The organism is Pseudomonas sp. PS01303 (assembly GCF_029959385.1).
Classification (GTDB): Bacteria; Pseudomonadota; Gammaproteobacteria; order Pseudomonadales; family Pseudomonadaceae; genus Aquipseudomonas; species Aquipseudomonas rustica.
This window is the reverse complement of the sequence record NZ_JASCPK010000158.1, coordinates 1-13,191: the sequence shown is the minus strand read 5'-3', so window position 1 is coordinate 13,191 and position 13,191 is coordinate 1. Positions and strand designations below refer to the sequence as shown.

Below are 13,191 nucleotides of genomic sequence, written 5' to 3'. Positions count from 1 at the left end.
GGATTTATCCCCGTTGGGTTGCGCAGCAGCCCCAAAATAATGGGGTCGCTACGCAACCCAACGGGGATAAATCCCCTCGCCACAAGTATGTGTTGCAGTTAAGCCTGAGCAAGCTCCGCATGCTCATCAGCATCCAGCAACTCTTTATCAGTCTGCTGCATCACCTGACTGGTCATCGCACCCGCCGTGATCGAGCCACTCACGTTCAACGCCGTACGCCCCATATCAATCAGTGGTTCAACCGAAATCAGCAACGCCACCAATGACACCGGCAAACCCATCGCCGGCAGCACGATCAGCGCTGCGAACGTTGCACCGCCACCGACACCGGCCACGCCGGCCGAGCTGAGCGTCACAATCGCCACCAACGTCGCGATCCACAGCGGATCCAGCGGGTTGATGCCCACGGTCGGCGCAACCATCACCGCCAACATCGCCGGGTACAGCCCCGCGCAACCGTTCTGGCCAATCGTCGCACCGAACGATGCCGCAAAACTCGCCACCGACTGCGGAATCCCCAGGCGACGAGTCTGCGCTTCAATGCTCAGCGGAATGCTCGCCGCGCTCGAACGGCTGGTAAACGCGAACGTCAGCACCGGCCAGATCTTGCGGAAGAAACGCAGCGGATTGATCCCGGCCGCCGACACCAGCAAACCGTGTACGACAAACATCAGGCCCAGACCCAGATACGACACCACGACAAAACTGCCGAGTTTGATGATGTCCTGCAGGTTGGAACCGGCGACCACTTTGGTCATCAGCGCCAGCACACCGTACGGGGTCAGCTTCATCACCAGACGCACCAGACGCATCACCCAGGCTTGCAGGGTGTCGATGGCGTTGATCACTTTCTGACCTTTTTCGACGTCATCCTTGAGCAGTTGCAGCGCGGCGACCCCGAGGAATGCGGCGAAAATCACCACGCTGATGATCGACGTCGGCTTGGCCCGGGCCAGGTCGGCGAACGGGTTTTGCGGGATGAACGACAGCAGCAGTTGCGGCACATTCAGGTCGGCGACCTTGCCGGCGTAGTCGGTCTGAATGGTTTGCAGACGGGCCATTTCCTGGGTGCCGGCGACCAGACCTTCAGCGGTGAGGCCGAACAGGTTGGTCAGGCCGATACCAATCAGCGCAGCAATCGCCGTGGTGAAGAGCAGGGTGCCGATGGTCAGGAAGCTGATCTTGCCCAGCGACGAGGCGTTGTGCAGACGCGCCACGGCGCTGAGGATCGAGGCGAACACCAGCGGGATAACGATCATTTGCAGCAACTGCACGTAGCCGTTGCCGACCAGATCGAACCAGCCGATCGAGGTTTTCAGAATCGGGTTGCCGGCACCGTAAACGGTGTGCAGCGCCACGCCGAAAGCCACGCCCAAAGCGAGTGCGAGCAGGACTTTTTTCGCCAGGCTCCACGTGGTGTGGCGGGTTTGTGCCAGACCGAACAGCAGGGCGAGGAACACCAGCAGGTTGAGAATCAACGGTAGGTTCATGAGAACTCCAGAAAGACTTTGCCAACAGCCTTCCGGGGCTGCTGCGAACCGGCAAGCCTAACAGCTTGATTTGCAATGATTTAATACCGAAATCTTAGGGCGTCCGTCGTTTTTGGAATAAGCGCTTGTCGCTCTCGGCAATGCATTTGGCGCAAATAGCGGCGTGGGCGGTCGCTGACAGACGAGGACTGTCATACACATTTGTTAGCGTCGATGCTTTTACATCAGGGAGAAAGCGTCGATGAAATTCGCACCGAAATTTCTGGCTGTCGCACTGGCTGTGGGCATGGGCCTGGCTTCTCAGGCTTTCGCCACCGACCTGAAACACTGGCCGGCGGATCAGGCGAAAGCGCTGGACGCGATGATCGCGGCCAACGCCAACAAAGGTAACTACGCGGTGTTCGACATGGACAACACCAGTTATCGCTACGACCTCGAAGAGTCGTTGCTGCCGTTCATGGAAAACAAGGGCCTGATCACCCGCGACAAACTCGACCCCTCCCTGAAGTTGATGCCGTTCAAGGACACCGCCGACCACAAGGAAAGCCTGTTCAGTTACTACTATCGCCTCTGCGAAGTCGACGACATGGTCTGTTACCCATGGGTCGCGCAGGTGTTCTCCGGGTTCACCCTCAAGGAACTCAAGGGTTACGTCGATGAGCTGATGGCTTCGGGCAAACCGGTGCCGGCGACTTATTACGAAGGTGATGTGGTCAAGAAGCTCGACGTCAATCCGCCGAAGATCTTCACTGGACAGCAAGAGCTGTACAACAAGCTGATGGAGAACGGCATCGAGGTTTACGTGATGACCGCGGCTTCCGAGGAACTGGTGCGCATGGTCGCGGCGGATCCGAAGTACGGCTACAACGTCAAACCACAGAACGTTATCGGCGTGACCACGCTGCTGAAGAACCGCGAGACTAACGAACTGACCACTGCACGCAAGCAGATCACCGCCGGCAAGTATGACGAGAAGGCCAACCTTGGCCTGGAGCTGACGCCATACCTGTGGACGCCGGCGACGTGGATGGCCGGCAAACATGCGGCGATCCTCACTTACATCGACGAGTGGAAAAAACCGGTATTGGTCGGTGGCGATACGCCGACGAGCGACGGTTACATGCTGTTCCACGATGTTGACGTGGCGAAGGGCGGGATTCACCTGTGGATCAACCGCAAGGACAAGTACATGACGCAGTTGAACGGCATGATGGCCAAACACGCGGCGGCGCAGGCGAAGGAAGGGTTGCCGGTGACGGCGGACAAGAACTGGGTGATCGTCAAGCCTGAAGAAATCCAGTAACCCCCAGAAGGGATCGGGTTGATCGTTCCCACGCTCTGCGTGGGAATGCAGCCCGTGACGCTCCGCGTCACTGGACGCGGAGCGTCCCTTGAGACATTCCCACGCAGAGCGTGGGAACGATCAGCCTCGCACTCAGGCGGGGCATTTTTTTTCGACGTTTAAGGCTTACAGCCCGTCAAGCATCGCTTTGTTACGCACCGCACCTTTGTCGGCGCTGGTCGCCAGCAGGGCGTAAGCCTTGAGGGCGGTGGTCACTTTGCGTGGACGAATCTCGACCGGTTTCCAGCCTTTCTTGTCCTGTTCGGCGCGGCGTGCCGCCAGTTCTTCGTCGCTGACCAACAGATTGATCGAGCGGTTCGGGATGTCGATCAGCACTTTGTCGCCGTCCTGCACCAGACCGATCGCACCGCCGGCCGCTGCTTCTGGCGAAGCGTGACCGATGGACAGGCCGGACGTACCGCCGGAGAAACGACCGTCGGTGAGCAATGCGCACGCTTTGCCCAGACCTTTGGATTTCAGGTACGAAGTCGGGTAGAGCATTTCCTGCATGCCCGGGCCGCCTTTCGGGCCTTCGTAGCGGATGATGACGATGTCGCCAGCCTTCACTTCGTCGGCGAGGATGCCGCGTACGGCGCTGTCCTGGCTTTCGAAGATCTTCGCGTTGCCTTCGAAGACGTGGATCGACTCGTCGACACCGGCGGTTTTCACCACGCAGCCATCGAGAGCAATGTTGCCGTACAGCACGGCCAAACCACCTTCTTGCGAATAGGCGTGTTCGACGCTGCGGATGCAGCCGTTTTCACGGTCGTCATCGAGGGTTTCCCAACGGGTCGACTGGCTGAACGCCGTCTGCGTCGGAATACCGGCAGGGCCGGCCTTGAAGAAGTGGTGCACGGCTTCATCGTCAGTCTGGGTGATGTCCCACTTGGCGATGCCTTCTTCCATGCTGCGGCTGTGCACGGTCGGCAGGTCGGTGTGCAGCAGACCGCCACGGGCCAGCGAACCGAGGATGCTGAAGATACCGCCGGCGCGGTGCACGTCTTCCATGTGGTACTTCTGGATGTTCGGCGCCACTTTGCACAGCTGCGGAACAGTGCGCGAAAGACGGTCGATGTCGCGCAGGTCGAAATCGATCTCGGCTTCCTGGGCGGCAGCGAGCAAGTGCAGGATGGTGTTGGTCGAACCGCCCATGGCGATGTCGAGCGTCATCGCGTTCTCGAACGCCTTGAAGTTGGCGATGTTGCGCGGCAGTACCGATTCGTCGTTCTCGCCGTAGTAACGCTTGCACAGCTCGACGATGGTGCGGCCAGCCTGCAGGAACAGCTGCTCGCGGTCACTGTGGGTGGCGAGAGTCGAACCGTTGCCCGGCAATGCCAGACCCAGTGCTTCGGTCAGGCAGTTCATCGAGTTGGCGGTGAACATGCCGGAGCACGAACCGCACGTCGGGCAGGCGCTGCGCTCGTATTCAGCGACTTTCTCGTCAGAAGCGCTTTCGTCGGCGGCGATCACCATGGCATCGACGAGGTCGAGGCCGTGGGAGGCGAGTTTGGTCTTGCCGGCTTCCATCGGGCCGCCGGAAACGAAGATCACCGGAATGTTCAGGCGCAAGGCAGCCATCAACATGCCCGGGGTGATCTTGTCGCAGTTGGAAATGCAGACGATGGCGTCGGCGCAGTGGGCGTTGACCATGTATTCGACGGAGTCGGCGATGATCTCGCGGCTCGGCAGCGAGTACAGCATGCCATCGTGACCCATGGCGATGCCGTCATCCACAGCGATGGTGTTGAATTCTTTCGCTACACCGCCAGCGCGTTCGATTTCGCGGGCGACCAGTTGGCCCAGATCCTTCAGGTGCACGTGGCCCGGTACGAACTGGGTGAACGAGTTGGCAATAGCGATGATCGGCTTTTTGAAGTCGTCATCTTTCATCCCCGTGGCGCGCCACAGTGCGCGGGCGCCGGCCATGTTGCGGCCGTGGGTGGATGTTTTCGAGCGATAATCTGGCATGGAGCACTCCGGGCGGCTAATCAGGTACTAAATGGGAGTGAGCTTCTATTGACCTCTGGAACACTCAGAAATGGCCGTGTGTCCGGAAGTTGCCGATGACGTTGCGGGATCGCCGCTGGTCTCAGCCTGAGCTCATAAACCCGCCGGGGATGAATGGCGATGAATCTGCCGATTCTACACCGCTGGCGTCTGGAGGGAATGGCGCAAAGTGTTGTTCCAGTGCCGACGGCGTGTGTGGCATGACGACCGGCAGCTTTAATCACCGCCCGGCTGCGTCATGGCATGGCTTTCATGGATTCTGGCGCGACGGCTGATCCGACTGTTCAATGCTAATGCCACGCCACTGAGCAGGACAAAGCTGTAACCCAGCGTGGCTTGCAGGTTGGCCGGGCTCAGGCTGATCAATGCGCTGATAAGGCCGCCGCAGATAAAAGTGAGGGTACTGCCGGCCGCCGCCGAGGTGCCGGCAAGTTCGGGGAACAGGCCCATGGCTTTCGACGTGGCGGCTGGGCGCGCGATGGTGGTGCCGGCGGTGCAGATCAGCATCGGAATCAGCACGGTCGCTGGCGTCAACGCGAAGTTCGACGACAGGTACAGCATTGCCAGCCCCGACAGCAGGATCAGGCCAAGCCCGACGAGCATTTGCTGGCCGGGTTTGATTCGGCGGCTGAGGATCGTGGCGACGAGCCCTCCGACAATGTAGGCCGCGCCGTAGATCAACAGAATCAGTGAAAAGTCATAAGGCGCCATTTGCAGTTGATCCATGAAGATCAACGGTGAAATCACGATGAATGAGAAGTGGCAGGCGAAGGCGAAGGCGGATATCAGCCAGTAGCTGACGAATTCGAAGTCGCCCAGCACTCGCCGATAAGACCGAATGAAGCCGGGGCGAGCGCCGCTGTGAGACGGCCGACTGTTGTCCAGAAACAGCCACGCCTTGATCAACACCACGGCGGCCAAACCGATAAACACCCAGAAGCTGCCGCGCCAGCCAAGCGTGGCCTGCAGGAAAGTGCCGGCCAGCGGCGATATCGAGATGAAAATCCCAGAGGCGGTGACCATCAGGATCCGCAGCCGATCGCGCTGCTCGCCTTCGAACAGATCCTGCACCAAGGCCTGCGACAACACGAAACAGCCACAGCCCAGGGCCTGCATCACGCGGAATATCAGGAACAGCGTGTAATCGCTGGTGCTTACGCAACCGAGGGCACCGAGCATCGAAATGCTCATGCCCACAAGCAGTAAACCCTTGCGCCCGATGGCATCCGACAGCGGCCCGATCAGCAGTTGCGCAAAAGCGATGCCCACCGCAAACAGGCTGATCGACAGCGCAATATTGGCCGGAGTGGTGCGAAAGTGCTCGGCCAGTGCCGGAAACGATGGCAGCAGCACATCCAGCGGAAACACTCCCAGCAGCACCATCGCCATCAACAGACTGACCGCGCCGCGGCGTTGCCCGGCGGTCACTGCGGCTTTTCCTCTATTCATCGACCAGGCCTGCCTTGGCGAACAATTTGCGGTTATTGATGAGGGCAAAGAATCCCGCTTTTGTCATCGCCTCCAGCGTTGCCTTCGCCCCGGCCTTGGTGCGCTGACGACTGGCTCTGGGGCTGATCAATCCGTCGAGGATTTTGCGAATGACGTCGTCGGCAATCCCGACACTGCGCAGGCTCTGTTTCAGCCAGCGCTCGTCGACTTCGAAAAAGATTCGCAGGAACTCCAGGAGCATTCTGGCGCTGAAGGTGCGCTGACGGCTGTTCAGGGTCAGCCACAGGTAATGGAACACTTCTGAAAAATAGCGGCTGTGACGGGCCTCGTCGGCGAGGTGATCGCGCAGCATGTCGCTGACGCTGGAGACCAGCGTGTCACGGCAAACCTCGAGCAACTCCCGGGCAATGATCGTCTCCGAGACGAAGCCGAGCAGAAACCACGCGAGTGGGCGATCCGTCTCGGGCACTCGGGTAATTGCGGTGTTCAACTGGGTAATGCGCATGGGCATCACCGGGCGCTCGGTAATGCCGTACTGGCTGGCGATCTGCTCGGCCAGTTGACTGGAGAACAGCGCGTGATAGCCCTCGTCGGTGTACAGCTGCAGCGCCGCATTTTTCATGCGCGAGGGCACGAAAGCGGGCAGCTCGCCGTGGACGATGGTTTCCACGGCGCGGTTGACAATGCGGTGTTCGAGCAGCGTGGTGTAGTCGAGGAAATGCACCAGATGATTGGCCGTCAGCCGTTGTATGACCTCGCTGCCAGCAGCGCGAATGGCCGGATGTGAGAGGTACGGCAAAAAGGCCGGGGGAAACCAGTGGCGGGTTTTCAGCTGTTCTTGCAGGTCATCCGGCAATTGATAGGTGTGTTGAGAAGTGCGCACCGATGCGCGGCCGTTCCAGTCATCGAGGGTGAACTTGTGCGCCCATGACACTGAGGCTTCCAGTTGGTCGGAGGTGATTGCGTTCATGCTTGCACCTCCAGCAACAGCGCCTGCATTTCCTGACACATCGCTTGACCGTCGCTGGCGCCGCAACCGACGAAGAACAACGGTTGTTCCGCGCTGCCGGTAATTTTCAGCAGGGCTTCAACCTGATCATCAGAGAACGCGCCGGTCAGCCAAGTGCCGAGACCGAGGGCCGTGGCAACCAACTGAAAGGATTGCGACAAGTGCCCAGCCTCCACGAACGCCATGCGATAGGCGCGTGAGTGTTCATATTTCCACCAGAGCTTGTCGAAACGCGCGGTAATGAACAGGCCCAGCGGCAGGTTGTTGATGAAGTGTTGTCCGCCGAGCAGTTGACCCAGCGCGGTGTCGGGCAGCGGGTTTATCAGGCTCAAGGCGTGCTCTTCCGGGTGATAGGCGTAGATGCCGGGTTTCAGGCCGCTGACGTTCTGCACCAGCGCAAAACCTTCGCACGCATTCAAACCGCCGCCGGAAGGACTGCTGCGACGGGCATCAAGCCCGAGGGCGATACTGCTGTCACGATCCTGCTGGCGTTCGTGCAGATAACCGAGGGAAAGATAGAGCAGGGTGGAAACGTCATTCAGCGTGATCGCTTCACCGGTAAAGGAACGACTGGTTTTGCGCTGGCGCAGGACGTTTCCCAAGCGGTCGTTGCTTAGCACGGCAGGCGCCGGCAGCGCGATGCGTCGCGCGCCTTCCAGTGTGGGGCGCTCTTTATCGGGCGGTGGTTTGCTCAGTACGTCATTGCAATGATCCAGATATTGTCTGGACCATTCATTAATATTCTTGGGTGTCTCTTCGCAGGGAATGTTCTGCGTGCCTATATGAAATATCTTGGATAACTCATCCCAGCCCCAGGGCGGGCTGTCTATTTTTGCAATGGTTAAAATTCCCACGCTCAATAGTTGTATGTCTATTATGTTGCGGCTGTCGAATGCGTTCGGGTTGTCGATAAGTTTCGCCAGTCTTGAAGCGTAATCAAGATCAAGTTCATGTTGAGTGTGTTCTTTATAGTTCCAGACGATTTGTCCGGGCGTGCGCGGCAATATGAATAAGTACGGATTGATGTGCATGTTCAATGCTTCACTCTGGAAAGGGCTGATGGACGCTGGGGTGCCGGCACTCCCCAGCGTCCTGACTTACTTAGCGGGCTTTAGGCGCAACCAGAAAAGCGAGGTTTGCGATTTTGTTGGTTTCCAGAGTAATTGCTTTCATAGTATGAACTCCTTGTTCATTAAGATTGAATGCCACCTCGTGGTGACAACTCAATAATAGTTTGTAATCGATTAATGGCAAGTGGAGATTAAGTAGGAAAAATCCAGTAATTTTGTCGGAGCGATCTCGCCCCTTGTACAAACTTGTCAGTTGTTTTTCGCTAATTAACAGGTGCGCGGAAAATTCCTGCAAGACTGTAGGAAGTTAATTGTAGGAGTCGGCTGGATTTGAAGTGAAATAGACGGCCTTGCACCGCCCAAAAACAAACGGGGAGCCCTTGGGCCCCCCGTTTTTACTGACCAATCAGCTGTTTGGCAGCAGACGGCAGGTGATGCTTTTGATGTAGCGGGTTTCGGCGATGGCTGGGTGCACCGGGTGATCCGGGCCCTGACCGCCGCGCTCGAGCATCTGGATGTTGCGATCCAGGTGACGGGCGCTGGTCAGCAGAATGTTCTGCAGATCGTCTTCCGGCAGGTGCATCGAGCACGAAGCGCTGATCAGGATGCCGTCCTTGTTGAGCAGGCGCATGGCCTGCTCGTTCAGACGACGGTAGGCGCCTTCGCCGTTCTTCATGTCTTTCTTGCGTTTGATGAACGCCGGCGGATCGGCAACGATCACGTCGAAACGCTCTTCGCTGGCTTTCAGCTCTTTCAGCGCTTCGAAGACGTCGCCTTCGATGCAGGTCATCTTGTCGGCAAAGCCGTTCAGTGCGGCGTTGCGCTCAACGCCGTCGAGGGCGAAGGCCGAGGCATCGACGCAGAACACTTCGCTGGCGCCGAAGGCAGCAGCTTGCACGCCCCAGCCACCGATGTAGCTATAAAGGTCGAGAACGCGTTTGCCTTTGGCGTAAGGCGCCATGCGTGCGCGGTTCATGCGGTGGTCGTAGAACCAGCCGGTTTTCTGACCCTGAATGACCGGGGCTTCGAATTTCACGCCGTTCTCTTCCAGCGCCACCCACTCCGGCACCAGGCCGAACACGGTTTCGACGTAACGATTGAGGCCTTCAGCGTCACGCGCGGCGGAGTCGTTCTTGAAGAGGATGCCGCTTGGCTTGAGCACTTGGGTCAGCGCTGCGATCACGTCATCTTTGTGCGCTTCCATGGTCGCCGAGGCGATCTGGACTACGAGGATGTCGCCGAAACGGTCAACCACCAGACCCGGCAACAGGTCGGAATCGCCGTAGACCAAGCGGTAGAACGGCTTGTCGAACAGGCGATCGCGCAACGACAGGGCCACGTTCAGGCGGTGCACCAGCAGCGACTTGTCCAGTTGCACCTTGATGTCGCGGGACACCAGACGGGCGCAGATCAGGTTGTTCGGGCTCATCGCGACGATGCCCAAAGTCTTGCCGCCGGCGGCTTCGAGGATCGCCTGATCGCCGGCCTTGAAGCCGTGCAACGGGGTGGCGGCCACATCGATTTCGTTGCTGTAGACCCACAAGTGGCCGTTGCGCAGGCGACGGTCGGCGTTGGCTTTGAGGCGCAGGCTAGGCAGGGACATGACGTCGCTCCGGAAAAAAGAGCGGGAGTATAGCGCGTCAGGCCGGCTGATTGGCCGGCAAATGGACATGTGGTGCGCTCCCAATGTGGGAGGATTTACCTGTGGTGAGGGGATTTATCTGCGGTGAGAGGATTTATCTGTGGCGAGGGGATTTATCCCCGATCGGCTGCGCAGCGGTCCCAAATCCATCTGACACGGTATGTCTGATACACCGCGCTGTCAGGTTTTGCGACTGCTGCGCAGCCGAACGGGGATAAATCCCCTCGCCACAATGGATCGGTGTGGGAGGAGAAACCCCCTGCTCCACAATGGATCGGTGAGGAAAGGAGAAATCTGGATCAGGCAGAAAGGGCGCTGATCAGCTCTCTGCTGAACGCCGGAATATCATCCGGCTGGCGGCTGCTGATCAGGTTGCCGTCCTTGACCACTTCTTTATCCACCCAATGTGCGCCGGCGTTGACCAGATCATCCTTGACGGTTTTATAGCTGGTCATGGTTTTGCCATTCACCAGCCCCGCCGAAATCAGCAGCCAGCTGCCATGGCAGATCACCGCGATCGGTTTGCCGGCCGAGGCGCCGGTCTTGACCAGATGCTGGGCGTCCTGATCGATGCGAATGGTGTCGGAGTTTTGCACGCCGCCCGGCAACACCACCGCGTCGTACTGCTCAATGCTGGCAGCCTGGAAGGTCTGATCGACCTTGAAGTCATCCGCCGGTTTGTCGTGGTTCCAGCCTTTGACCGTACCGGTCTCGGCCGAGAGGATGTCGACTTGCGCGCCAGCCTGTTCCAGCGCTTGCTTGGGGCCGGTCAATTCGACCTGTTCGAAACCGTCGGTTACCAAAAAAGCGACGCGCTTGCCGTTGAGGGAAGTGGCCATCGATAAGCTCCTGAGTCAGTGAGAATTTGTTGGCGCAGCGGCCAGAAAATTTTCGCCGCGCCTTACCAAGTCCGAAGCCTGAGTTTGAATGAAAGTTCCTCCGATGTGCCCGTCGGTGTGTCGCCCTGCGGTCTCAGCGGTTAGAATCGCCGCCTGTCCCTGAGTGTGTACATATGTCCCAAGAGCTGACCACCGAACAGATTCAACAATCGCTGCAAGGCATCAGTGTGCCGGCGCAACCGCAGATCATGGTGGATCTGCAAATGGAGCAGTACATGCCCGACCCGGATCTGGAGGTGATCGCCAAGCTGATCGCCCAAGATCCTGGCCTCTCCGGTTCATTGCTGAAAATCGTCAACTCGCCGTATTACGGCTTGAGCAACAAGATCACTTCGATTCAGCGCGCGGTGAATCTGCTGGGCAGCCGTTCGATCATCAATCTGATCAACGCGCAGTCGATCAAGGGCGAGATGAATGACGACACCATCGTCACGCTCAACCGTTTCTGGGACACCGCGCAGGATGTGGCGATGACTTGCCTGACGCTGGCCAAACGCATCGGCACTCAGGCCGGCGATGAAGCCTATGCGCTGGGCCTGTTCCACGATTGCGGCGTGCCGTTGATGCTGCAGCGTTTCCCCAATTACATGTCGGTGCTGGAAGAGGCGTATGCCAACGCCAGCCCGACCTGTCGCGTGGTCGATACCGAAAACCGTACGTTCAACACCAACCATGCGGTGGTCGGCTATTACACAGCGAAGTCGTGGCGTTTGCCGGAGCATGTCAGTGCCGCGATCGCCAATCACCACAACGCCTTGGCGATTTTCAGCGACGAGTCGTCGCGCAACAGCCAGTTGAAGAATCTGTTGGCGCTGTTGAAGATGGCCGAACACATTTGTGCGTCGTATCGCGTGCTGGGCAACCAGACCGAAGACCACGAGTGGAACAGCATCGGCCCGCTGATTCTCGATTACGTCGGTCTGTCGGACTACGATTTCGAAACCCTCAAACAAACGATTCGCGACCTCGGCGCGCATTGATTCGAGGACACCATGCCTGAACTGCCCGAAGTCGAAACCACCCGTCGCGGGATTGCCCCGCATCTGGAAGGCCAGCGTGTCAGCCGGGTGATCGTGCGTGACCGGCGGTTGCGCTGGCCGATCCCCGAAGACCTCGATGTGCGCCTGTCCGGCCAGCGCATTGTGCTGGTCGAGCGGCGTGCCAAATATTTGCTGATCAACGCTGAAGTCGGCACGTTGATCAGCCATTTGGGCATGTCGGGCAATTTGCGTCTGGTCGAAGCGGGGCTGCCAGCCCTCAAGCATGAGCACGTCGATATCGAACTGGAGTCGGGGCTGGCGCTGCGCTACACCGATCCGCGCCGGTTCGGAGCGATGCTGTGGAGCAACGATCCGCTTAATCATGAATTACTGATTCGCCTCGGCCCGGAGCCGTTGACCGATCTGTTCGATGGCGAGCGCTTGTTTCAGCTATCACGCGGGCGGTCGATGGCGGTCAAGCCGTTCATCATGGACAACGCAATCGTGGTCGGGGTCGGCAATATTTATGCAACGGAAGCGCTGTTCGCCGCCGGCATCGATCCGCGCCGCGAGGCCGGGGGCATCTCCCGTGGGCGCTATCTGAAGCTGGCGATCGAGATCAAACGCATCCTCGCTGCTGCGATCGAACGTGGCGGCACGACGCTGCGCGATTTTATTGGTGGCGACGGTCAGCCGGGGTATTTCCAGCAGGAACTGTTTGTCTATGGCCGGGGTGGTGAGCACTGCAAGGTCTGCGGCACCGGGCTGCGCGAAGTGAAACTCGGCCAGCGCGCCAGTGTGTTTTGCCCACGCTGTCAGAGCTGAAAAAGTCCTGGGGTCTATAGTGAGGTGACTCACTGTTCAGCCCGAAGGATCGTGCCATGAAATCCCTGCAAGTCTTCTTTGTCACGTTGCTGCTGTGTTCCAGCCTAGCGGTTCAGGCCACGGAAAGCGGCAGCGGCGACCCGCGCTACACCATTCAAAACCCGCCTGCCTACGCCATGATCGGCGACTTGCTGATTGCCCGACCGTTATTGGTGGTGGCCACGGTGATTGGTGCGGGGGCGTTTGTGGTGTCGTTGCCGTTTACCGCGCTGGGTGGCGGGATTGGCGATGCGGGGCAGGCGCTGGTGGTGGATCCGGCGCGGGCGGCGTTTGTAAGGTGTCTGGGGTGTACGGGGGAGGGGTTTGAGCAGCGCGAGTGAGCTGATCAGGAGTTTGCGGTGTGGCTGATGGACTCTTCGCGAGCAGGCTCGCTCCCACATTGGAACGCATTTCAAAAGTGGGAGCGAGCCTGCTCGCG

11 protein-coding genes are annotated in these 13,191 nt (G+C 58.9%); 4 read left to right on the top strand and 7 right to left on the bottom strand.

What is annotated here, in order from left to right:
- Positions 1-98: 98 nt before the first annotated feature.
- Positions 99-1,490: an L-cystine transporter gene (locus QMX93_RS26530; RefSeq protein WP_282358484.1), complete on the bottom strand. Its 1,392-nt coding sequence runs from the start codon at positions 1,488-1,490 to the stop codon at positions 99-101.
- A gap of 241 nt (positions 1,491-1,731) precedes the next feature.
- On the opposite strand from QMX93_RS26530, the gene QMX93_RS26525 reads away from it, so the two are divergent.
- On the top strand, positions 1,732-2,793 hold the full coding sequence (locus tag QMX93_RS26525; RefSeq protein ID WP_159811900.1) for a haloacid dehalogenase-like hydrolase: 1,062 nt from the start codon (positions 1,732-1,734) through the stop codon (positions 2,791-2,793).
- 165 nt (positions 2,794-2,958) lie between these two features.
- Here QMX93_RS26525 and ilvD read toward each other — a convergent pair whose 3' ends face one another.
- From ilvD to QMX93_RS26495, 6 genes are all read right to left on the bottom strand, one after another.
- Entirely contained in the window at positions 2,959-4,800 is a 1,842-nt protein-coding gene (ilvD, locus tag QMX93_RS26520; protein WP_053124757.1) for a dihydroxy-acid dehydratase, read from the bottom strand.
- Positions 4,801-5,055: 255 nt separating this feature from the next.
- The gene (locus tag QMX93_RS26515) at positions 5,056-6,288 is read right to left on the bottom strand and encodes an MFS transporter (protein ID WP_282358483.1); all 1,233 of its coding nucleotides are present in this window, start codon (positions 6,286-6,288) and stop codon (positions 5,056-5,058) included.
- Complete coding sequence (locus QMX93_RS26510; protein ID WP_282358482.1) at positions 6,281-7,258, bottom strand: diiron oxygenase; 978 nt, start codon at positions 7,256-7,258, stop codon at positions 6,281-6,283. The genes QMX93_RS26515 and QMX93_RS26510 overlap by 8 nt, the downstream gene beginning before the upstream one ends.
- Positions 7,255-8,328, bottom strand: coding sequence for a SagB family peptide dehydrogenase (locus QMX93_RS26505; RefSeq protein WP_282358481.1), 1,074 nt, complete (start codon positions 8,326-8,328; stop codon positions 7,255-7,257). Before QMX93_RS26505 ends, QMX93_RS26510 begins: the two co-directional genes overlap by 4 nt.
- 445 nt (positions 8,329-8,773) lie before the next feature.
- Entirely contained in the window at positions 8,774-9,970 is a 1,197-nt protein-coding gene (locus tag QMX93_RS26500) for a class I SAM-dependent rRNA methyltransferase (protein WP_212545090.1), read from the bottom strand.
- 338 nt (positions 9,971-10,308) lie between these two features.
- A complete protein-coding gene (locus tag QMX93_RS26495; protein WP_282358480.1) occupies positions 10,309-10,848 on the bottom strand; it encodes a type 1 glutamine amidotransferase domain-containing protein in 540 nt (179 codons plus the stop codon).
- 227 nt (positions 10,849-11,075) lie between these two features.
- Here QMX93_RS26495 and QMX93_RS26490 point away from each other — a divergent pair, with 227 nt between their 5' ends.
- From QMX93_RS26490 to QMX93_RS26480, 3 genes are read left to right on the top strand one after another with little or no spacing between them, the layout of a single operon-like run.
- A complete protein-coding gene (locus QMX93_RS26490) occupies positions 11,076-11,888 on the top strand; it encodes an HDOD domain-containing protein (RefSeq protein WP_172680168.1) in 813 nt (270 codons plus the stop codon).
- 12 nt (positions 11,889-11,900) lie between these two features.
- Positions 11,901-12,713: a bifunctional DNA-formamidopyrimidine glycosylase/DNA-(apurinic or apyrimidinic site) lyase gene (gene mutM / locus QMX93_RS26485; protein WP_282358479.1), complete on the top strand. Its 813-nt coding sequence runs from the start codon at positions 11,901-11,903 to the stop codon at positions 12,711-12,713.
- A gap of 56 nt (positions 12,714-12,769) precedes the next feature.
- Entirely contained in the window at positions 12,770-13,093 is a 324-nt protein-coding gene (locus QMX93_RS26480) for a multidrug transporter (RefSeq protein WP_282358478.1), read from the top strand.
- Positions 13,094-13,191 lie beyond the last annotated feature (98 nt).

What these genes read in the sequence shown, in the direction of transcription:
- mutM (WP_282358479.1), top strand. Translation starts at nt 11,901, where the DNA reads ATGCCTGAACTGCCCGAAGTCGAAACCACCCGTCGCGGGATTGCCCCG.
- QMX93_RS26480 (WP_282358478.1), top strand. Translation starts at nt 12,770, where the DNA reads ATGAAATCCCTGCAAGTCTTCTTTGTCACGTTGCTGCTGTGTTCCAGC.
- QMX93_RS26515 (WP_282358483.1), bottom strand. Translation starts at nt 6,288, where the DNA reads ATGAATAGAGGAAAAGCCGCAGTGACCGCCGGGCAACGCCGCGGCGCG.
- QMX93_RS26530 (WP_282358484.1), bottom strand. Translation starts at nt 1,490, where the DNA reads ATGAACCTACCGTTGATTCTCAACCTGCTGGTGTTCCTCGCCCTGCTG.
- QMX93_RS26495 (WP_282358480.1), bottom strand. Translation starts at nt 10,848, where the DNA reads ATGGCCACTTCCCTCAACGGCAAGCGCGTCGCTTTTTTGGTAACCGAC.
- QMX93_RS26500 (WP_212545090.1), bottom strand. Translation starts at nt 9,970, where the DNA reads ATGTCCCTGCCTAGCCTGCGCCTCAAAGCCAACGCCGACCGTCGCCTG.
- QMX93_RS26510 (WP_282358482.1), bottom strand. Translation starts at nt 7,258, where the DNA reads ATGAACGCAATCACCTCCGACCAACTGGAAGCCTCAGTGTCATGGGCG.
- ilvD (WP_053124757.1), bottom strand. Translation starts at nt 4,800, where the DNA reads ATGCCAGATTATCGCTCGAAAACATCCACCCACGGCCGCAACATGGCC.
- QMX93_RS26505 (WP_282358481.1), bottom strand. Translation starts at nt 8,328, where the DNA reads ATGCACATCAATCCGTACTTATTCATATTGCCGCGCACGCCCGGACAA.
- QMX93_RS26525 (WP_159811900.1), top strand. Translation starts at nt 1,732, where the DNA reads ATGAAATTCGCACCGAAATTTCTGGCTGTCGCACTGGCTGTGGGCATG.